Below are 19727 nucleotides of genomic sequence, written 5' to 3'. Positions count from 1 at the left end.
CTCCTCTCGGTGAGGATGCGCCCGGCGACGCCATCGACCCGTTGCAGGACCTGACAGGAGAGACGTGACCACTCTGATCATCGAGGCCGACGGCGGCAGCCGCGGCAACCCGGGCATCGCCGGTGCAGGAGCCCTCGTCCGCGACGAGGCCGGCCGCATCCTCGCCACCAAGGCCACGCCCATCGGGAAGGCGTCCAACAACGTGGCTGAGTACACCGGACTGATCGACGGCCTGAAGCTGGTGCGGGAGATCGACCCCGAGGCCGCCGTCGAGGTGCGCATGGACTCCAAGCTCGTGGTCGAGCAGATGAGCGGTCGATGGAAGATCAAGCACGCCGACATGAAGCGGCTGGCCCAGGAGGCCTCCCAGATCCTGCCGCTGATGAACGTGACCTTCACCTGGATCCCGCGTGCCCAGAACGGCGACGCCGACGCGCTGAGCAATGAGGCCATGGACGCCGCCGCCGCCGGCCAGGACTGGGATCCGGCGAAAAGCCGCGTGCGGCCCGGCGCCTGAGCAGGGCGGGATCCTCAGGGGGCGGGTCCTCTGCCCCGCTTCCGAGGGCCGGACTCGAGCGCCGGAGGCTCGGGCCGCGCGCAGGCTCAGCCTGCGGCGATGAGATCCAGCTGGTGGGGCGTGCGACCAGCCGCCGGGCGGACTTCGACGTCCCAGCGTTCGGCCGCCAGCTCGGCCACCTGATCCACGGTCTCGGGCATCTGCTCGGCGCGCAGCACCATGCCGGTGAGCTCTCCTCGGGCGTGCTTGGCGAAATGGGTCACGACCTTCCGCGTGCCCTCACGCTCGGTGAAGCTGTTGACCACCAGAGTCTGCTCCGGGTGCGGACGGTAGGCCGCCGCATAGCCGGAGGAGCGACAGTCCAGCACCAGCTGGTCGCCGACCCGTTCACGCAGCGGTTCCGCCAGGGCACCTCGCCAGTACCCGCCGAGTCGGCCCGGTCCGTCTCCGGCGGCGGGGGAGAGGTCCACACCCATGGACAGCCGGTAGGCCGGGATCCGGTCCGTGAACGACGTGGCTCCGAAGAGGCCCGAGAAGACCAGCACCTTCTCCGCCGCGCGCCCCAGCGCAGTGGCCGACAGATCAGGCGCTCCGAGCGCCTCGAAGAGCACCCCCGTGTAGACGTCATGGGCCGGTGCGGCGGGTGCCTCCCAGAGCTGCTGGTTGCGCTCCACCTCGCCCATGACTTTCGCGCCGACCTTGAGGATCTCCTGCGCGTCGGACTGTCGGCTCACCCGGATGAGGGCGTCAACGGCGGTGCGCCGCTGCTCGGCGAGCTCCGGCAGGATCAGCGAGTCCAGGTCCAGCCGCGCCGTACCGTCAGGGTCCGGAGCGGTCTTGCCTTCGGAGGGAGGGAGAAAGATCAGCACCGGAGCAGGCTACCAGCGGTCTGCTCGGTGCCGCGGACCGGCCCATGGCGCCGTGCTGGGCTCTGGCCTGACCTCAGAGCACCCGCGCACCGGCGCGTCGCAGGGAGTCCATCGCCTGACGTGTGCTGGTCGACCTCGCCCCCACCGGGATGACGGCCACGTCCGTGCCGTCGACGACCAGCTCACCGATGCGGAGCCGCAGCTCCTCCTGGGCTGTCCGGGGAGGCAGGTGCCTCCCGCCGCGGCCGACGGTCGGCAGACCGTCGGTCACCAACAGCACCCGCCGATGCTGGGGCTCCTCGGCCTCGAGGAGCTCGGCGGCGAGGTCCAGCGCCGGCACCAGGGGAGTGCCGCCTCCGGCGGGGACCCGGTCCAGGGACAGTCGGGCTCGGGCGGCACTGGTGGTGCGTCCCACGAGCAGCCGTGGCACGGATCCGGCCGCCAGGACCACCGAAACCGTCCCGCGCCGTGACGCGGTGCTGCTCACCAGATCGGACAGCGTGCGTGAGGCCTGCGAGAGGCCGGAGCTGCGCAGGGAGGAAGAGCCGTCGATGACGATCACGCTGTGTGTCCCTCCGCGGCGTCGACGCAGCACTCCGCGCAGATCCTCACGTCGGACCACGACGTCGGCGGCGGAAGCGGTGGGCGTCTGAGCCTGGGATTCGGCAGGATCCTGCCTGGAGCTCGACTCCAGCGGCCGGCGGCCTGGCATGTCCCCTTCGCTCCGGCGGCCGAGACCCCGACGGCGGGCGGCCCGGCGGAGAGTGGGCGCAGCTGCGATGATGCCGCCGGCACGCTCGACGGCCACCTCCCGGAAGGCGGCCCCCCGGTGCTGGGACCGGCTCCGGGAACCGTCGCGGCCGTCCAGGTGCCGACGGGCCAGGGCTCTGCGCTGGCTGAGCGGTGCTCGCAGCGTGGCGTGGATCCCGGTGGGGCAGTCGAGCTGCCCCTCGGGCGCGTCAGGCAGGGCGAGCTCGAGCGCGCCGGGGTCGTCCAGGCTCGCAGCACCTCCGGGCGGGCCGCCTTTCTGGGCAGTGGTCTCCTGGGCGGTGGTCTCCCGGGCGGTGGGCCCCTCTGCTGTGGTGCTCTCCGCCCTGGCGTCGTGCTGTGCGCCGTCGATCCCCTCGAGGGGGCCGTCGTGACAGGCCGGGGCGTGGTCCCCAGCCTGAGGTTCGTCCTCCGAGCCGACCTCCCGCGCATCCGAGGACTCCCCGGCTGTCGTCTCGGGCGTCGGCGCATCGGGGGGAGAGCCGGTGTCCGTCCGGTCCTCTGGGGTCGGTCCGTCCTGAGCGGGCCCGTCGTCGGCATCTGGCCCATCGCTCGGATCGTCCGGGGCGGGACCGGACACTGCGGAGACTGAGGGGGAGTCCGGGGCGGGACCGGACACTGCGGAGACTGAGGGGGAGTCCGGGCCAGATGGTGGCTCTGTGTCAGAGGGATCGTCAGCTCCGGTCGGTTCCTGGAGGGGCGGAATCCCCGGATCCTCCGTCGCGGAGGTGCAGGCGGCGCGAGGAACCGCGACGGTGCGCGCCACGAGGTCCGCCGCACGTCCGCTGCCGATCCTGACGCTCAGCGAGATGGCCAACCGGGAGGCGGCCACGTCGAGGCCATGGTCCTGGCACCCGGCTCGGTCGAGCATCATCACGACGGCGGTGAGGAGGTCCTCGCCCTCGAGCGCGGTCCCCGTCAGCTCGGGCTGGTCCGGGGACGTCCGGGCAGAGCGCGTCCCCGGCGGGTCGAACCGCAGGATCGCCGTGCACCGTCGCAGCAGCGGAGCCGGGACCTCGCCCATCGTCTCCGCCAGCGCCAGGACCCTGGAGCGGTCGATCATGGCCAGCTGGTCGGACTCCCACCGGTCCGGGTGGCCCACTACGACGTCGGCGTGGTCCTGCAGCCGCCGAAAGGCGGTCTGGGCCAGCACCGGGTCGCCGGTGCACAGGAGGCCACATTCAGCCCCAGCCGTCCAGGCCTCCATCACCGGCTCCCAAGGACCGTCAGGCGCGTTCGACCTGGTGTCGGCCAGGTCCTCGGCGAGCCGGCGGCGGGAGCTCATGCCGCGCGCAGTCCCAGCACGCGGGCCGCGGTGAGCTTGACCCGGGCCGCCTGGACGGTGGCGCTCTCACCCGGTCGGGCCGGCGTACGGTGCTGCAGCGCGGGGGCGGCGGCCTGCGCGACGTCCGTCTCCGTCGCCGCGTCACGGCCGGCCATCGCTGCCAGCGCCCGTGCGGTCCTGGCCAGGACGAGGTCGGCGCGATGGCCCACGGCGCCGGACTCCACGCAGACGTCGACGACACGGTCGAGCACGCGCTCCGGGACCTCGACGTGCCTGAGCCTCTCCCGCGCACGGAGGATGCGTTCGGCGAGCCGGGCCTCGCGGTCCTGGTGCAGCGCGGCGAACCTCGCCGGGTCGGCGTCGTGCTCCAGCCGACGCTGGACGATCTCTCGACGCAGACGCAGGTCGCGGATGGTGCGGACCTCGGTGGCGAGGCCGAATCTGTCCTGCAGCTGGGGGCGCAGCTCGCCCTCTTCAGGGTTTCCGCTGCCCACCAGCACGAATCGCGCGGGATGGACGTGGCTGAGACCGTCCCGCTCCACGCGGTTCACCCCTGACGCGGAGACGTCGAGGAGCAGGTCCACCAGGAAGTCATCGAGCAGATTGACCTCGTCGATGTAGAGGATGCCGCCGTGCGCCTCGGCCAGGATCCCGGGGGCGAAGACCATCTCTCCGCGAAGGGCCCTGTCCACGTCCAGACTGCCCACGACCCGATCCTCAGCGGCCCCCAGGGGGAGTTCCGCCACGGGCATCTCGACTCCATGGGCCGAGAGCAGGTGACCCAGCGCTCGGATGGTGGTGGTCTTGGCGGTGCCGCGGTCGCCGAGAGCCAGCACGCCGGAGATCTCCGGGTCGACGGCGCACAGCATCAGACAGTTCTTCAGCTCGTCCTGGCCGAGCACAGCGGTGAAGGGAAACACAGGCGACGACCCTACGATAAATGCGAGACGTTCGCAATAAAAGGTGCGTCTGACGGCGCCGTCACAGCGCTTCAGTGTGCTGGAGCTCACTGATACGCTCGCTGGACACAGGCGTGAGGGATCTGGGTGATTCTGACCTGCGGAGACGGCTGGTCGCCGCGGTGGCGGACGGTGCGCGCGGCCTCCCGTCCTCCCGACCTGCACCGAGGCACGTCTGACGGACTTCCAGCTGGAGAGGTACTGACCTGATGCTCGAGACATTCCTCGGGGCGAGTCTGCTCGTCCCCATCATCGGCCTGATTCTCGTCGTCGTGATCGCGGCGGCGGCGGTCGTGGCCCGCTATCGCGTCGCGAAGCCCAATGAGGCGATCATCGTCTCCGGTTCAGGGTCCAAGCGGAGCCCGGACTCCGAACTTCCCGCCAGTCAGAAGATCGTCCAGGGCGGTGGGGTCTTCGTCCTGCCCTTCGTCCAGAAGGCCGATTCCATCTCCCTGGAGTCCCGGAAGGTGCTCCTGGAGACGTCGGCGATCACCCAGAACGGCATCAACCTCCATGTGGAGGCCGTGGCACTGGTGAAGGTCGACGGCAAGGAGGACTCGATCCGCGCCGCCGCCCAGCGGTTCCTGGGGCAGCAGCAGGAGATCGAGCGTTTCACCAAGGACGTCCTGGAGGCGTCGCTGCGCTCCATCCTCGGCACGATGACGGTGGAGCAGGTCAATCGGGAGCGTGAGGCCTTCGCCTCCCGCGCCTTGGACGAGTCCGAGTCCACGTTGACCAATCAGGGCCTGCTGCTGGATGCCTTCCAGATCCAAGGAATCCGGGACGACAACGACTACCTGGTCGACCTCGGCCGTCCGGAGGCCGCCAAGGTCAAGCGCGACGCGGACATCGCCGAGGAGAACGCGCGGCGGGAGTCGGAACGTGCCCGCATCGCCGCCGAGCAGGAGATCCTCGAATCACAGCGTGAGCTCGATCTGCGGGACGCCACCATTCGCGAGGAGACCGACCAGGCCAAGGCCAAGGCGGCTGCGGCCGGCCCGCGCGCCGAGGCGGAGGCTCAGCGCGCGGTGGTGGACCAGCAGCGTGAGACGGCGGAGCGCCGGGCCGAGCTTCGTGAGCAGGAGCTCGTGGCCGAGGTCCACAAGCAGGCCGACGCCGACCGCTACCGGGCCGAGCAGGAGGCCGAGGCCCGGCGCGTCGCCGAAGTCGCCGAGGCGCAGGCTCAGGCCGAGCGGGTCCGCCTCGCCGCCCAGGCCGACTTGGAGCGCCGCGAGAAGGAAGCCCGCGCCATCCGGCTCGAAGGTGAGGCAGAGGCTGCGGCCATCCGCGAGAAGGGCGAGGCGGAGGCCTCTGCGCTGCGTGAGAAGGCCGAGGCCTACCGCAGCTTCGGGCAGGCGGCCATCATGGATCGGATCATCGAGGCGCTGCCGGAGATCGCCCGGGAGGCCGCAGCCCCCATGAACAACATCGACTCCCTGACCGTGATCGACTCGGCCGGCGCGAACAAGGTCGTCAAGAACGGCGTGGACAACGTCAATCAGGCCGTGGAGCTGGCGAGTTCCGCATTCGGCATCGATGTGCGGGCGCTGCTGCGTGACTTCACCTCGGGCTCGAGCTCCTCAGAAACGGTCGATGCCGGCGTCGTCGGCCCTCAGGGGTCGGCGTCAGACCCTCAGACCGCCGACGGCGACGTCTCCTCCGTCGACGACCTCTCCGTCGACGACCGCGACTGACGGAGGGTCCACGACGATGATCGGGTTCGTCGTCCTGGCGCTGGTCTTCACCGTGCTCACGGCGCTGACCTTCATCCTGGACGGGCTGCTCGACTCCGTCATACCTGATCTCGGCGCCGACGGGCTGATCTCCTCCACCTCAGTCTGCGCCGCAGTCGCCGGCGCCGGCTACGGCGGATGGATCGGACGGGGAGCTCTCGACCTCGGTTTGGCGGGAGCGCTGATCGTGGCCGGACTCAGCGCCGTCGTCGTCCTCGGCATCACGGGCGCCACGATGAAGGTGGTCAGGAGTGGCGAAGTCCCGCAGGAGCGTCTCGAGGATGTGGTGGGCCGCACGGGCCGCGCCCTGACGGGCGCCCCGGCCGGGGACCCCTTCGAGTTCCTGGTCTCGCACCGCGGGCAGCCCCTGAAGATCTCCGCGGTGGCGGAGCATGACGTCTCCCACGGTGACCAGCTGGTGGTCACCGAGGTCGTGTCGCCGACTCGGCTCCGGGTCACGGGGCAGAGCGCTCGGCCCTGAAGGATTCCGGCTGGCCGGCACCGGGCGGCCGCCCCGGGGCGGAGTGCGACGTCGAGAAGGCCGCCGATGCCAGGACCGGAGGGACGATCTCCGGGAAGAGAGGTCGGTCACCTCCGCGGGGCCGCGGTGCGAGCGGGCCGCCAGACTGGCGTACGATGGACCTCCGGGACGGGTCGGCCGGGCCATCGCGGCGCCGCAAGGCCCCGCCAGCACCAGGGTGTGCGGCGGATAACTGCGACGTCGAGGAACGTCCGGACACCACAGGGCAGGATGGTGGGTAACGCCCACTCGGGGAGACCCGCAGGCCAGTGCCACAGAGAACAGACCGCCCGCTGAGCCGCCTGAGGCGTGCGATGCGGGCAAGGGTGAAACGGCGGTGTAAGAGACCACCAGCGCGGCAGGTGACTGCCGCGGCTCGGCAAACCCCATCCGGTGCAAGGTCGAACAGGATGCGTCATCAGGGTGGCCCGCCCGAGCATCCGGGTTGATCGCTCGAGGCCCGTGGCGACACGGTGCCCAGATGGATGATGGCCGCCGCACCATGGTGCGGCACAGAATCCGGCGTACAGGCCGGCCCGTCCCACCACGTCCCGCCCGCCGATCCCGGCTGGCGGGAGTGTGCTGCATCACATCCGGCCGCTGCGGCGGACCCTGCGGCATTCGTCGCCGTGACGACGCTCTAGACTGGAACCAGGAACGCTTCGACCACCCGCCCGGCGACGACACCGCCGACGCGAGGCCTCCGCCCAGGACAATGACGTCTTCACGGAAGGAACCAGACTGTGCCGAACCCCGCTGACGAACATCTCCAGCAGTGGATCGACCGGGAATCGATGGCCGAGGCCATGATCCCGCTGATCGGACGGCTCTACCGCGAGAACAACGTGGTGACCGGAATCCACGGACGGAAGCTCGTCAACCAGTCCGCCATCGACATCCTCAAAGCCCACCGTTTCGCCCGCCAGGTGGACGAGACTGAGCTCCCGATCTCCGAGACTCTCCCGCTGGTGGAGGCCCTGACGACCCTGGACCTCGGGGCCGCCAGCGTGGACATCGCCCGGCTCAACGCCCGCTTCAAGGCCTCGGGCTCCGCCGACCTCACCGAGTTCCTGCGCCGGGAGCTGGCCGAGGTGGTGGGGCGCGGCGGCGAGGGCGGCTCCGAGCCGCGAGACGTCGTGCTCTACGGCTTCGGTCGCATCGGGCGCCTGCTGGCCCGCATCCTCGTCAGCCGCGCGTCCTCCGCCTCCGGGCTGCGGCTTCGGGCGATCGTGGTCCGCCGCGGCTCGGAGAACGACCTCGCGAAGCGTGCCTCCCTGCTGCGCCGGGATTCCGTGCACGGACCCTTCGCCGGCTCCATCCGTCTCGACGAGGAGAACCAGGCGATCATCGCCAACGGCACTTACATCCAGGTGATCTACGCAAACGACCCGGCTGCCGTGGACTACACAGCCCATGGCATCCAGGACGCCGTGGTGGTGGACAACACCGGCCGCTGGCGTGACGAGGAGGGGCTCAGCCAGCACCTGCAGGCCGAAGGGGTCTCCCGCGTCCTGCTGACCGCTCCTGGCAAGGGGGACATCAAGAACATCGTCTTCGGCGTCAACCACGGTGACATCGCCGAAGAGGACCGCATCCTCTCCGCCGCGTCCTGCACGACCAACGCCATCACCCCGGTGGCGAAGCTCATGCACGAGGCCTATGGCATCGACCATGGACACGTCGAGACGGTCCACTCCTACACCAACGACCAGAACCTCATCGACAACTTCCACAAGGGAGAACGGCGCGGTCGGTCCGCAGCGCTCAACATGGTCCTGACCGAGACCGGCGCGGCCAAAGCGGTCGCCAAGGCGCTTCCTGAGCTCTCCGGAAGACTCTCCGGCAACGCGATCCGCGTGCCCACCCCGGACGTGTCCATGGCCATCCTCAACCTGGAGCTGGAGCGGGAGACCACCAAGGAGGAGCTCAACCGGTTCCTGCGCCGGGAATCCCTGGAAGGGCCGCTGCACAAGCAGGTGGACTACATCGACTCCGCCGAAGTCGTGTCGACCGACTTCGTCGGAACCCGTGCGGCCGGCATCGTGGACGGCCTGGCCACCATCGTCAACGGTCGCCAGGCGATCCTCTACGTCTGGTACGACAACGAGTTCGGCTACTCCGCTCAGGTCATCCGCACCCTCGAGCAGATGACCGATGCCGCCCCGGTGAAGTACCCCCGCGTCGAGGAGCTGGCCGCCACGCCGGCCTGAACGCGGCTCCGCGGCGACGCGCGCCGTTCCGCACCGCCCCTGCAGCGCCCCTGCAGCGCGGCGCCGAACGTCGGAGGGCATCCGTATGACAGAGGCCCCGGCGGCGGGATCCGGACCTGGATCCTGCCGCCGGGGCCTCTGCCGCGGGCCGTGCTCTGCCGCAGCTGAGTCGGCGCTCAGCCGCGGGTCAGCTTCCGGTGGGTCACCCGGTGCGGGCGGGCCGCGTCCGGACCGAGACGGTCCACCTTGTTCTGCTCGTAGGACTCGAAGTTCCCTTCGAACCAGTACCACTGGGCGGGATTCTCCTCGGTGCCCTCCCATGCCAGGATGTGAGTCGCCACCCGGTCCAAGAACCAGCGGTCGTGGGAGATCACCACGGCGCATCCCGGGAAGTTCAGCAGGGCGTTCTCCAGCGAGCCCAGCGTCTCCACGTCGAGATCGTTGGTGGGCTCGTCCAGCAGCAGCAGGTTGCCGCCCTGCTTGAGGGTCAGCGCCAGGTTCAGTCGGTTGCGCTCACCACCCGAGAGCACGCCGGCCTTCTTCTGCTGGTCCGGCCCCTTGAATCCGAACGCCGAGACATAGGCGCGCGACGGCATCTCGACGTTGCCCACCTTGATGTAGTCCAGGCCGTCCGAGACGACCTCCCAGAGCGACTTGTCCGGGTCGATGCCGGCGCGAGACTGATCCACGTAAGAGATCTTCACGGACTCGCCGACGGTCAGCTCACCGCCGTCGAGGTCCTCGAGGCCCACGACAGACTTGAACAGCGTCGTCTTGCCCACACCGTTCGGGCCGATGACCCCGACGATCCCGTTGCGCGGCAGTGAGAAGGACAGCCCGTCGATGAGCTGGCGGTCCCCGAAGGCCTTCTGCAGACCCTCCGCTTCGATGACCTGGGTGCCCAGGCGCGGCCCGGGCGGGATCTGGATCTCCTCCAGGTCGAGCTTCTTCGTGCGCTCCGCCTCGGCGGCCATCTCCTCATAGCGCGCCAGACGAGCCTTCGACTTCGTCTGACGGCCCTTCGCGTTGGAGCGGACCCAGTCGAGCTCCTCGGAGAGTCGCTTGGCCAGCTTGGCGTCCTTCTTGCCCTGGATCTCCATGCGGGCGCGCTTCTTCTCCAAGTACGTGGAGTAGTTGCCCTCATAGGGGTAGAGCCGACCGCGGTCGACCTCGCAGATCCATTCGGCGACGTGGTCCAGGAAGTACCGGTCGTGCGTCACGGCGAGCACCGCGCCCTCGTAGTCGGCGAGGTGCTGCTCCAGCCACAGGACGGACTCGGCGTCGAGGTGGTTGGTGGGCTCGTCCAGCAGCAGAAGGTCCGGCTTGGACAGCAGGAGCTTGCACAGGGCCACACGACGACGCTCACCACCGGAGAGGTGGGTGACCGGTTCGTCACCGGGCGGGCAGCGCAGGGCGTCCATGGCCTGCTCCAGCTGGGAGTCCAGGTCCCAGGCGTTGGCCGCATCGATCTGCTCCTGGAGCTTGCCCATCTCCTCCATGAGCGAGTCGAAGTCGGCGTCCGGATTCGCCATCTCGTCGGAGATCTCGTTGTACCGCTGAAGCTTCCCGTAGATCTCGCCCACGCCCTCCTGGACGTTGCCGAGCACGGTCTTCTCCTCGTTCAGCGGGGGCTCCTGCATCAGGATCCCCACCGAGTAGCCCGGAGAGAGTCGGGCCTCACCGTTGGAGGGCTGGTCGAGGCCCGCCATGATCTTCAGGATCGTCGACTTCCCCGCCCCGTTGGGGCCCACGACGCCGATCTTCGCGCCGGGGTAGAACGACATCGTGACGTCGTCGAGGATGACCTTGTCGCCCACTTTCTTGCGGGCCTTGACCATGGTGTAAATGAACTCTGCCATGCCCTCCAGGCTAGTCGGCCGGGGGCCTGTTCGCCCAATGCTTCGGGGAGTCGGCTCAGAACGGGGCGGCGACAGGCTCCTCCTCGGAGTCGTGGCCGTCCCATGCGGAGGGACTGCCCTCCACCTCCTCCGCCGCGGCCGACAGGGCTCGGAGGTCCTGCTCCGGGTCGGCCGGAGAGGTCGGGCCGCTGGCAGCGCCCCAGCCGGCGGAGGAGTCCGCCTGTTGTCCTCCCAGTCGGGTGAAGGAGCTGGTCCCGAAGGTCAGGTCGTGTCCCACGCCGTCGGCGTCGATCTCCACCGAGGTGCCTCGCTGACCGGTGTCGTTGGACCACTGCCGCACCTTCAACCTCCCCGTGACGAGCACCGGGTCGCCCTTGGCCAGGGTGGAGTGGACGTTCTGGGCCAGGGCTCGGAAGCTGGTGACGGTGTACCAGTTGGTCTCGCCGTCCACCCATTCGCCGCGCTCCCGGTCGTAGCGTCGAGGAGTGGAGGCCAGTCGGAAAGTGGAGATCGGCAGGCCCTTGTCCGTGGTGATGTGTCGGATGTCGTTGCCGATGAAGCCTCGGACGGTGATGGTCTCGGTCATGGTGTCCTCCTGGAATGGTGTGCTGACCCTGCGGGCCGATCGTCTGGGGTCCCCGCTGGCGGGGCGGGCTGTCCGCGGTGACGGACCCGTGTCCGGGTCGTCGTGCCCGGTCACGCCAGTCTGCGCGGAGAGCGGCGGCCTCCGCGAGGGAACCGAAGAGCCCTGTGGAGACCCCGGCGTGTCGAGCGCAGGGGCAGGTCGCCTGTGGAGGAGAGAAGTCGGTAGACTGGTCCATCGGACTGGAGGGGAACCGCCGCACCGACCGCGCGTGGACGTGCCGTGGTGACCGACCAGTGCCAGCCTCGGTAGCTCAGGGGATAGAGCAGCGGCCTTCTAATCCGCCGGTCGGGGGTTCGAATCCCTCCCGGGGCGCTTGACGCGTTCACAGAGATGGCAGCTGGCCGCCGTGATGACGGCGGCCTCTTTGCTGTACCTGGCACATTCGCTGCTGCGGTTCCGCAACTTCGAGGCCAAGGGCTATGACCTGGGCATCTTCGACCAGGCGGTGCGTCAGTATGCGCTGTTCGAGGCGCCGATCGTGCCGATCAAGGGCGAAGACTTCCACCTGCTCGGGGATCATTTCCACCCGATCATCGCCTCCCTGGCCCCGCTGTACTGGATCTGGGGCGACCCCCGCATGCTGAACGTCGCCATGACGGCGCTGTTGGTCTCCACCGCGGTCCCGGTGTACCTGGTGGTCAGATCCTGGTTCAGTCACGGTCCGGCCATCCTCAGCGCGGCCGCGGTGCTGCTCTTCTGGCCGTTCCAGGCGATGGTCAACTGGGACTTCCACGAGATCGCGTTCGGTGTGCCGCTCATCGCGTGGGTGATCTGGGCCATGGAACGCCACCGCCCATGGCTGGCGGTCGGGCTCTCGGCCGCGCTGCTGCTGGTCCGCGAGGATCTGGGCGTGACCCTGCTGGCGGTCGCACTCGTGCTGGCGATCCGTCGTCTGTGGCTCCCGGCGGCCGTCACCGCCGCCCTGGGCGTACTGGGATTCTGGTTCGCCACGGAGGTCGTCATCCCGCACTTCTCTCCGGCGGGGGAGTTCGGATATTGGGAGTACACCGCTCTGGGCGCCTCGGCGGGGGCCGCGGTGGTGTTCATGCTCACCCAGCCCTGGCACGCCGTCGCAGTCCTGTTCGACCACCCCCTGAAGGTGGGCCTGTGGCTGCTCCACTTCCTCCCGCTCTGGCTCCTGCCCTTCGTCTCCCCGTATGTGATCATCGGGGCCCCCATCCTCCTGTCACGCCTGTTCAACGACAGGCTCAACGTCTGGGCCCCTGTCTACCAGTACGACGCGATCCTCGCCCCGGTGTTCCTGCTCGCCGCCCTGGACGTCGTCCGGCGGATCGCAGGCCGCACCGGTCCGCGCGCCGGACGGCGGATCGCGGTCGCCCTGCCGTCGACGGTGCTGGCGGTGACCCTGGTGGGCACGTTGCTCTTCCCCCAGGTGTTCCCCTTCCAGCGGACGCTCACCGGGGACAACTGGACCATGACGGACCGGGCCGAGGCCCACCTCCGTGCGGTGGATCGGATCCCCGACGGTGTCTGTGTCGAGGCAGCGGACACCGCGGTGCCCCATCTGGTGGACCGGACGAGGGTCGGGCTCAACGGCACCACGGACGACGATCGCCTGATGTGGCTCATCATCGATGACCGTGTCGACGAGCTGGGCGGCAGTGACCCGCTGACTCCTCAGGAGGCCTTCGCCCGGGCGGACCGACTCGGCTTCGAGCCTGTGATCGAGGACGATGAGGGCCTGTGGGTCTTCACCCGCGAGGTGGGGGAGGACGCTGCGGCCGGATGTGCGGACTATCTCCGGCGCTGAACTGGAGGATGGGCCACGGCGCTCCGAGCCTGCCGTCCGGATGGCCGAGAGCGGTCCGTCTCCGGATACTGGCGCGACGCAGGGCGCGCGGAAGGCCGCGGCTCAGGCACAATGGAGAGAGCCGTCGTGACCAGAGTCGGACGGCTGACCGGAGCTCCGGTCACCTGCACCGCATCAGCCGCCCACGGAGGACCAGCATCTTGGCCACCGCCACCACCACGCTCCCCTGCGGAGGGCCCTCGCCGCTCCGCATCGTGATGGTGAGTCTGCACACCTCTCCGCTGGCCCAGGCCGGCGCGGGCGATGCCGGCGGACTCAACGTCTACGTGAACTCGCTGTCCCGGGCCTTGAGGGCCGCCGGGGTCTGCGTCGACCTGGTCACCACCGGTGACGACGACGACCACGTGCGCCTGCTCGACGACGGGAGGCGGGTCCACCAGCTGCGCGCGGGAGGACCGGGCGGCAAGAATCGCCTCGTCGACGATGTCGAGTCCCTCGCCAGGCGCGCGCTGCGAAGCCTGGCCGCCGTCGACGGCACCGAGGTGACCACGGTGCACTCCCATTACTGGATCTCCGGCCTGGCCGGCACCCTGATGGCGCGCAGACTGCAGGTGCCGCTGGTCCATACCATGCACACGATCGGCGCGGTGAAGCAGGAGTGCGATCCGGCGGCGACGGAGGACCACCGTCGCGACGCGGCCGAGGCGGCCATCGCACGCTCAGCGGACGCCCTGACGGCGAACACCGCCCGCGAACGTGACGACCTGGTGCGGCTCTTCGGCGTGGAGGCGGAAGACGTGACCTCGGTGCGCCCCGGCGTCGACCTCAGCGTCTTCCACCCGCCCGAAGGCGAGGACCCCCGCCTCAGCCTGGAGGGCCGACCTCTGCGGCTGACCTTCGCCGGACGCCTGCAGCCCCATAAGGGCCCGCAGGTCGCCGTGGAGGCGCTGGGACTGTTCCGCAGGGTGATGCCTGACACTCCGGTGGAGCTCACAGTGGCGGGTCGCCAAAGCGGCGACGATGCCCTGGACATCGGGCGACTGGCCGCCCACCACGGAGTGGCGGATCTGGTGCGCACCACAGACCCGCTGCCGCACCCCGAGCTCGCATCCCTGTTCCGCGACTCCGACGCTGTGCTGATGCCCTCCTACAGCGAGTCCTTCGGGCTGGTGGCCTTGGAGGCGATGGCCTGTGGGACCCCGGTGTTGGCTCATGACGTCGGTGGGCTCTCCGAACTGGTCACCCACCGCCGGAGCGGCCGGCTCATCAGGTCGCTGGACCCCGCGGCATGGGCGGAACAGATGCGCTGGCTGGTCCTCCACCGGCGCGCCTGGGAGCGGTACAGCACGACGGCGGCCGTGCGAGCCGAAGAATACTCCTGGGCGGCGACGGCGACGGCGAGCCTGCGCCTCTACCGCAGTCTGAGCCCCGCCTCGGCCTTCACCGGATGAGGCGGCGCATCATGCCAGGCGACGCGCCGGAGAAGCGGGCGAGACAGCTCATCGGGTGAAATAGCGGGAGGCCCATGTGCTGCCATACTGCCGCTCAAGACGACGTTGGGTGCGTGAACTGCGCACCATCGACTGCTGGACGCGCTCCTGGATGCGCGGCTTCAGTCCGTGGGGACGACGCACCATGCCCTCCTGAGCCACGGTGGCCACCAGGGCTCCGTCACGGGTGTAGATGGCGCCCGCACCCAGTCCGCGCGAGCTCTGGGCGCTCGGGCTGCGCTGGATGTAGAGGAGCCACTCGTCAGCGCGCGCCTCCCGGTGCCACCACATCGCGTGGTCCAAGGAGGCCACCTTCATCCCCGGCTTGGCCCAGTACAGCCCGTGGCGTCGCAGGACCGGCTCCAACAACGTGTAGTCGGAGGCATAGAGGATCGCCGCCCGGTGGACGTTCGGATCGTCCGGCAGCGGGCCGCGGGTGCGCATCCACACCGCGTTGGCGGCCCGGGGCAGCGTGTCCTCCTCCAAGTAGATGGGGCGGTCCACATGACGGATCTCGAAGGGCCTGCCGTGGGCCCACTCCTGCATGACAGGGTGCTTCACGTGCCCGACGAGCTCATGCGGGGCGGCGAGCTCCTCCGGTCCGGGGATGTCCAGCGGCATGTCCTGCTGATGCGTCGGCCCCGGGGACGGCCGCTGGAAGGACGCGATCATCGACAGGATCGGCCGCCCGTCCTGATAGGCCTGGCTGCGTCGGGCGGAGAACGAGCCCCCGTCGCGGAGCCGCTCGACGCCGATCTCGATCGGTTTGGTGGCATCACCGGGGCGGAGGAAGTATCCGTGGACGGAGTGGATGACCCGCTCCGGATCCACGGTCCTCATCGCGGCGATCGCCGACTGGGCGAGCACCTGACCCCCGAAGACTCGCCAGAAGGCCTGGTCGAAGACCGGTCCCAGGAAGCGCTCCTCTGCGCCGGGCTCGCCGTCGGCCGGGACGAGATCCTCGAGGTCCAGCATGCCCACCAGACGGTCCACGGCTTCTGCGGGGGTGGGGACGCGGTACGGACGCTCAGACATGGGACCTCCGGAGGGGGCGGGCTGGTGGGGAGGGCGGCACAGGATGGTACCGGCTGGTACGGGGCGGGACTGAACACCACTCTACCGAGCGCAGCGCGTGGTCAGCGGCAGGCTCTGCGGGGCGGCCCCGTGAGCCGCTGCGGTGTGTCGGTGACGGTGAGCGCCCCGTGCGGACATGCCCCGTCACAGACCTCCACGGGGACCGGTCCCCGAAGCGGCAGATGGAAGAATGGCCGCCATGACGAGCACCCCCGGACCCCGTTCGCCCGACCCCTCCTCCGCGCGCGCCTCTGAGGAGCCGCGGGAGCTGCACTTCGCGGAGGCCGTGGCCCTGCAGGACCTGCACACCTATATCCGGCGTGCCCGCCGGATCCAGGAGCAGGGCGTCCGGCTGCAGGCCGTGGGCACGGTGCTGGCCGCCTGGGTGCCGGTGATGACGCCCAGCTCCTTGGTGGGTCGACTGCCTGCGGTGCTGGGGCTGCGCACCATGGCTCTGACCCGGTCGTCCCGAGCCGACGTCACCGTGGAGCTGAGCGCGATCACCGAGCGTCTCGCCCGGATGAACCCGGCGGAGACCGTGCTGCCGCTGCCGCCGAGCCGGCTGAGCGTGCCGTGGGCCGCCGTGACGCCCCCGCGCACGGGATGGCAGCCCTTGGGGGAGCTGGAGGACGACGTCGTGCGTGCCGCAGCCGAGCACGGCATCGCGGAGATCGCCCGGACCGTGCCGGAGACGGCCGGCGCGGCGGTCGTGGAGCAGGTCCGTGAGCGGGTCTGGGGCCGCAGCCTCGCTGAGACTGCGGCTGAGTCCACCGCGGGCGCCTCCACGGACGATGTGCAGGCCGAGTCGGCACCTGCGGATCCCGCTGACGGCCCCGCTGCGTCCGAGGGGACGGCGGCCTCGGCAGCGGCGCAGGCGGTTCCGGCCGGTGCGGCGTTCGGTTCTCACGCGCTGAACTTCCTGAGCCCGGAGGCCTCCGGCGGGCGCACCGCCGTGCACGGTCTGGGTCGCTGGCTGCGCCTGAGCTCAGCCGGTGGTCATATCTTGTGCCGCCGGACCGGGATCTGAGCGGCGGCGCGGTTCACGCCGCGGCATGATTCAGCTGTTGACCATGGAGTGGGCCGCCCGCTCCAGGTAGTCCCAGAGGATCTGTTCATGCATCGGGGACAGGTCTGCGGCCTCCACCGCTCGTCGCATGTACCGCAGCCAGGTGTCTCGCGCCTGGGCATCGACGCGGAAAGGCATGTGGCGCATCCTCAGTCGCGGATGGCCGCGTTCGGCCTGGTAGGTCCGGGGCCCGCCCCAGTACTGCTCGAGGAACATCAGCAGCCGGCGCTTGGCGGGCTCGAGGTCCTCCTCGGGATACATCGCGCGGAAATCGGGGTCCTCGGCCACCTGGTCGTAGAAGACGTCGACGATCCGCTGGAAGGTCTCGTGGCCGCCCACCTCCTCGAAGAAGGACTTCTGATCCGGGGACGGTGCAGGGTCACCCATCGGCAGTCCTCCGGGTGCGGGCAGGTATCCCATGTCGGCACTGGCGGGACGGGAGGACGCCGTCGCCGCATGGTCGGAGGACGATTCTCCTTCGGCGGAGGGCGGCTCCGTGGTGGGCCGTTCCGTCGACGGGAGGCCGCTCACCTGCGACGGGGGGCGTCCCACCGGACGGACTGTGGCGATCGGAGCACCGAGGCGGCGCGAGAACTGGGGACGAGGGGCCCGATCCTCCGAGCCCTCGCGTGCGGACCCCTGAGGTGCGGAAGCCTCGGGTGGAGTGGATCTGCTGGGGGAGGTGCCGCGGTCGAAGGCGCCGGTGGACCGGAACGGGGACACCGGTTCATGGGTGACCGGGAAGTTCACGCTCCGGGCGATGAAGCACCGCTCGGCGGCCTCGGCATGCAGCTGATCGGCCCGTGCGCGCCGGCTCTCATCGGCCAGCGTCACCTCGGCGCGGAGGACTGCCGCGGTGATCTCCCCGGAACCGTCGCCGTGGACCCGAAGCTCGGCCGTGCCGTGCACGGTCATCGCGGTCACCACCACACCCGCCGCGGCGGCCGCGTGCAGATAGGAGAGGGTATGGCACTGTGCCAGGGCGGCGAGCAGAAGCTGCTCCGGGTTCCACCGTTCAGCGTCGCCATGGAAGGCCCGGGCCGCGGACCCCGTCAGCGGAGGCGGGGACTCCAGCCCGCGCGAGGACTCCCGCTCGCTCAGCACCGCTGTGACGGTGTGCTCGCGTCGGTAGTCTCGGGGCCCGGTCGTTCCGCCGTCGTCACTCCAGGCCACCTCCACCCGGAAGGTGTGCTGGTCGATCTGCATGCTCTCCCCATCTGTGGTGCCTGTGCCTCTCACGATACCGTCCGTCGGGCAGGCTCCCCTCGCGGCGCAACGCGTTCCAGGACGAGCGCGATTTCCTCATAGGATGTCATCGGCGCCACAGCACCAGGTGGCGTCGATGAGTCGCCCGCCACCTGACGTCCCTCGAGAGGAACACCGCCTGACATGCGCGTCCACATCGCCACCGACCACGCCGGCATGGAGCTCTCCGCCCACCTCGTGAAGCACCTCAGCGCCCAGGGCTACGAGATGATCGACCACGGTCCGCAGGAGTATGACGCGCTCGACGACTACCCGGCGTTCTGCCTGCGCGCCGCCGAGGCTGTGGCCGAGGACCGTCGCCAGGGCATGGACTCTCTGGGCATCGTCTTGGGCGGCTCCGGCAATGGGGAGCAGATCGCTGCCAACAAGGTCCGTGGCATCCGGGCCGCGCTGGCCTGGAACCTGGACACGGCCCGGCTGGCCCGCGAGCACAACGATGCCAACGTCGTGGGGCTCGGCGGCCGCCAGCACAGCGTCGCGGAAGCCACCGAGATCGTCGAGGCGTTCCTGACCGCCCAGTGGACCGACGAGGAGCGTCACGCGCGCCGGATCGGCAAGATCACCCGCTACGAGGAGTCCGGCGAGATCGTCGACTGAGCACCGACGACTGAGACGAGCTATGCCTGAAGGACACACGCTGCACCGGCTCGCCCGGCAGATCGGCGACCTGTTCGTGGGCAGGATGTGGAAGGTCACCTCGCCGCAGGGCCGGTTCGCCGCGGGCGCGGCCCTTCTGGACGGACGTGCCCCGGAGCAGGCAGAGGCCTGGGGCAAGCACCTCTTCGTGCGCGTCGGCCACCACGTCTGGCAGGTCCACCTGGGCCTGTACGGGGCGTTCAGCTTCCGGGGGGACGAGTCCTTCGACGGCGCCGCCACACTGGGCGCACCCCGTGCCGCCGCGCAAGCCTGGGACATTCGGCGCGACGACGACGGCTGGATCGTCCCCACCGCTCCGGAGGGCGCGGTCCGAGCCCGGATCCGCTCTCCTCACGGATGGGCAGATCTCCGCGGACCGTCGAGGTGTGCGGTCCTCACCGCCGAGGAGCACCGCGAGGTGATCGCCCGGCTCGGTCCCGATCCGCTGCGTCAGCCGGAGGGGGCGACCCTCGATGACATGATCGAGAGCTTCGCCGGACGCCTGGCTCGACGTCGGACCCCGCTGGCCGCCGCGCTGATGGACCAGAGTGTGATCGCCGGGGTCGGGAACATCTATCGGGCGGAGTCGCTTTTCCTGGAGCGCCTCGACCCGGACATGCCCGCACGACAGCTCCCGGCGGAGCAGGCCGCCGCGCTGTGGCGCCGACTCACCGACCAGCTGCGGGACGGAGTCCGGGAGGGCGTGATCCGCACGGTGCGGACCCCGGATCCGCCGCCGTCCGAGGCCACGCATGACTATCGGGTCTCCTCGCATCCGGAGGCAGAACGTCGCCACTGGGTCTACCGGCATCACGGGACCCCCTGCCTGCGGTGCGGAGAGGCCATCGCCGCCCGAGAGCTCCAGGGTCGCACCCTCTATTGGTGCCCTGGCTGCCAACGGTGACCGGCCTGCGGGCGCGGGCGGAGTCGAGGCGCGGCGGCGCGCTCCGGCAGGCCCGGGCCGAATGCGTGGGCGGTCGCCGATTCCCGTAGAATCACTGGTGACCCTCTCGAAGGGTCTGTTGTGTCCTGCCCCTGGCCGGCGACGTCGGCCGATC

16 protein-coding genes, 1 tRNA gene, 1 other RNA gene and 1 pseudogene are annotated in these 19727 nt (G+C 70.1%); 11 read left to right on the top strand and 8 right to left on the bottom strand.

Features of this window, described 5'->3' with window-relative positions:
- The first annotated feature begins 64 nt into the window (after window positions 1-64).
- Window positions 65-517, top strand: a complete 453-nt coding sequence (locus SD455_RS01105; RefSeq protein ID WP_311024358.1) for a reverse transcriptase-like protein — start codon at window positions 65-67, stop codon at window positions 515-517.
- Between the two features lie 86 nt (window positions 518-603).
- On the opposite strand, the gene SD455_RS01100 is transcribed toward SD455_RS01105, so the two are convergent.
- The 3 genes from SD455_RS01100 to SD455_RS01090 form a co-directional block, all read right to left on the bottom strand.
- On the bottom strand, window positions 604-1386 hold the full coding sequence (locus tag SD455_RS01100; protein WP_311024357.1) for a YaaA family protein: 783 nt from the start codon (window positions 1384-1386) through the stop codon (window positions 604-606).
- Between the two features lie 73 nt (window positions 1387-1459).
- On the bottom strand, window positions 1460-3439 hold the full coding sequence (locus SD455_RS01095; protein ID WP_445506994.1) for a VWA domain-containing protein: 1980 nt from the start codon (window positions 3437-3439) through the stop codon (window positions 1460-1462).
- Complete coding sequence (locus SD455_RS01090; protein WP_311024355.1) at window positions 3436-4359, bottom strand: ATP-binding protein; 924 nt, start codon at window positions 4357-4359, stop codon at window positions 3436-3438. Before SD455_RS01090 ends, SD455_RS01095 begins: the two co-directional genes overlap by 4 nt.
- A 248-nt stretch (window positions 4360-4607) precedes the next feature.
- Here SD455_RS01090 and SD455_RS01085 point away from each other — a divergent pair, with 248 nt between their 5' ends.
- The 4 genes from SD455_RS01085 to SD455_RS01070 all read left to right on the top strand — a co-directional run bounded on the left by SD455_RS01085 (window position 4608) and on the right by SD455_RS01070 (window position 8861).
- On the top strand, window positions 4608-6092 hold the full coding sequence (locus SD455_RS01085; protein ID WP_311024354.1) for a flotillin family protein: 1485 nt from the start codon (window positions 4608-4610) through the stop codon (window positions 6090-6092).
- A gap of 16 nt (window positions 6093-6108) precedes the next feature.
- Window positions 6109-6612: a hypothetical protein gene (locus SD455_RS01080; RefSeq protein WP_445506993.1), complete on the top strand. Its 504-nt coding sequence runs from the start codon at window positions 6109-6111 to the stop codon at window positions 6610-6612.
- Window positions 6613-6781: 169 nt separating this feature from the next.
- Window positions 6782-7194, top strand: an RNA gene (rnpB, locus tag SD455_RS01075) — RNase P RNA component class A.
- A gap of 200 nt (window positions 7195-7394) precedes the next feature.
- Window positions 7395-8861, top strand: a complete 1467-nt coding sequence (locus tag SD455_RS01070) for a glyceraldehyde-3-phosphate dehydrogenase (RefSeq protein ID WP_311024352.1) — start codon at window positions 7395-7397, stop codon at window positions 8859-8861.
- 176 nt (window positions 8862-9037) lie between these two features.
- Here the strand turns inward: SD455_RS01070 and ettA are convergent, their stop codons facing one another.
- Both ettA and ssb read right to left on the bottom strand, forming a co-directional pair.
- Window positions 9038-10720 carry an energy-dependent translational throttle protein EttA gene (gene ettA / locus SD455_RS01065; protein WP_085437043.1) on the bottom strand — a complete coding sequence of 561 codons (1683 nt, stop codon included), beginning with the start codon at window positions 10718-10720 and terminating at the stop codon, window positions 9038-9040.
- A 55-nt stretch (window positions 10721-10775) separates the two neighbouring features.
- The gene (ssb, locus tag SD455_RS01060; protein WP_070159964.1) at window positions 10776-11306 is read right to left on the bottom strand and encodes a single-stranded DNA-binding protein; all 531 of its coding nucleotides are present in this window, start codon (window positions 11304-11306) and stop codon (window positions 10776-10778) included.
- A gap of 299 nt (window positions 11307-11605) precedes the next feature.
- Between ssb and SD455_RS01055 the strand changes: the two genes are divergently transcribed.
- The 3 genes from SD455_RS01055 to SD455_RS01045 all read left to right on the top strand — a co-directional run bounded on the left by SD455_RS01055 (window position 11606) and on the right by SD455_RS01045 (window position 14588).
- Window positions 11606-11678, top strand: a tRNA-Arg gene (locus SD455_RS01055).
- A 1-nt stretch (window position 11679) separates the two neighbouring features.
- Window positions 11680-13137, top strand: a complete 1458-nt coding sequence (locus SD455_RS01050; RefSeq protein ID WP_445506992.1) for a DUF2079 domain-containing protein — start codon at window positions 11680-11682, stop codon at window positions 13135-13137.
- A 200-nt stretch (window positions 13138-13337) separates the two neighbouring features.
- Window positions 13338-14588, top strand: a complete 1251-nt coding sequence (locus tag SD455_RS01045) for a glycosyltransferase (RefSeq protein ID WP_311024349.1) — start codon at window positions 13338-13340, stop codon at window positions 14586-14588.
- 48 nt (window positions 14589-14636) lie between these two features.
- On the opposite strand, the gene SD455_RS01040 is transcribed toward SD455_RS01045, so the two are convergent.
- Entirely contained in the window at window positions 14637-15662 is a 1026-nt protein-coding gene (locus tag SD455_RS01040; RefSeq protein WP_445506991.1) for an acyl-CoA thioesterase, read from the bottom strand.
- A gap of 238 nt (window positions 15663-15900) precedes the next feature.
- Between SD455_RS01040 and SD455_RS01035 the strand changes: the two genes are divergently transcribed.
- On the top strand, window positions 15901-16728 hold the full coding sequence (locus SD455_RS01035; protein WP_311024347.1) for a hypothetical protein: 828 nt from the start codon (window positions 15901-15903) through the stop codon (window positions 16726-16728).
- 30 nt (window positions 16729-16758) lie between these two features.
- On the opposite strand, the gene SD455_RS01030 is transcribed toward SD455_RS01035, so the two are convergent.
- Complete coding sequence (locus tag SD455_RS01030; RefSeq protein ID WP_070159986.1) at window positions 16759-17154, bottom strand: globin; 396 nt, start codon at window positions 17152-17154, stop codon at window positions 16759-16761.
- A 354-nt stretch (window positions 17155-17508) separates the two neighbouring features.
- Window positions 17509-17973, bottom strand: a pseudogene (locus SD455_RS01025) (OsmC family protein); the annotation flags it as partial.
- A gap of 183 nt (window positions 17974-18156) precedes the next feature.
- Here SD455_RS01025 and SD455_RS01020 point away from each other — a divergent pair.
- Together SD455_RS01020 and SD455_RS01015 are read left to right on the top strand one after the other, a co-directional pair.
- Window positions 18157-18630, top strand: a complete 474-nt coding sequence (locus SD455_RS01020; protein WP_070159956.1) for a ribose-5-phosphate isomerase — start codon at window positions 18157-18159, stop codon at window positions 18628-18630.
- Window positions 18631-18652: 22 nt separating this feature from the next.
- The gene (locus SD455_RS01015; protein ID WP_070159954.1) at window positions 18653-19573 is read left to right on the top strand and encodes an Fpg/Nei family DNA glycosylase; all 921 of its coding nucleotides are present in this window, start codon (window positions 18653-18655) and stop codon (window positions 19571-19573) included.
- The last annotated feature ends 154 nt before the right edge of the window (window positions 19574-19727 follow it).

This window comes from Nesterenkonia sp. K-15-9-6 (assembly GCF_052656005.1).
The sequence above is the reverse complement of the archived record's forward strand: the minus strand, read 5'-3'. Positions and strand labels throughout refer to the sequence as shown.

Bases quoted from the DNA above. Each gene is read 5' to 3' on its own strand.
- SD455_RS01095 (WP_445506994.1), bottom strand. From the start codon at position 3,439: ATGAGCTCCCGCCGCCGGCTCGCCGAGGACCTGGCCGACACCAGGTCG.
- SD455_RS01085 (WP_311024354.1), top strand. From the start codon at position 4,608: ATGCTCGAGACATTCCTCGGGGCGAGTCTGCTCGTCCCCATCATCGGC.
- SD455_RS01080 (WP_445506993.1), top strand. From the start codon at position 6,109: ATGATCGGGTTCGTCGTCCTGGCGCTGGTCTTCACCGTGCTCACGGCG.
- ettA (WP_085437043.1), bottom strand. From the start codon at position 10,720: ATGGCAGAGTTCATTTACACCATGGTCAAGGCCCGCAAGAAAGTGGGC.
- ssb (WP_070159964.1), bottom strand. From the start codon at position 11,306: ATGACCGAGACCATCACCGTCCGAGGCTTCATCGGCAACGACATCCGA.
- SD455_RS01040 (WP_445506991.1), bottom strand. From the start codon at position 15,662: ATGTCTGAGCGTCCGTACCGCGTCCCCACCCCCGCAGAAGCCGTGGAC.
- SD455_RS01035 (WP_311024347.1), top strand. From the start codon at position 15,901: ATGACGAGCACCCCCGGACCCCGTTCGCCCGACCCCTCCTCCGCGCGC.
- SD455_RS01030 (WP_070159986.1), bottom strand. From the start codon at position 17,154: ATGGGTGACCCTGCACCGTCCCCGGATCAGAAGTCCTTCTTCGAGGAG.
- SD455_RS01020 (WP_070159956.1), top strand. From the start codon at position 18,157: ATGCGCGTCCACATCGCCACCGACCACGCCGGCATGGAGCTCTCCGCC.
- SD455_RS01015 (WP_070159954.1), top strand. From the start codon at position 18,653: ATGCCTGAAGGACACACGCTGCACCGGCTCGCCCGGCAGATCGGCGAC.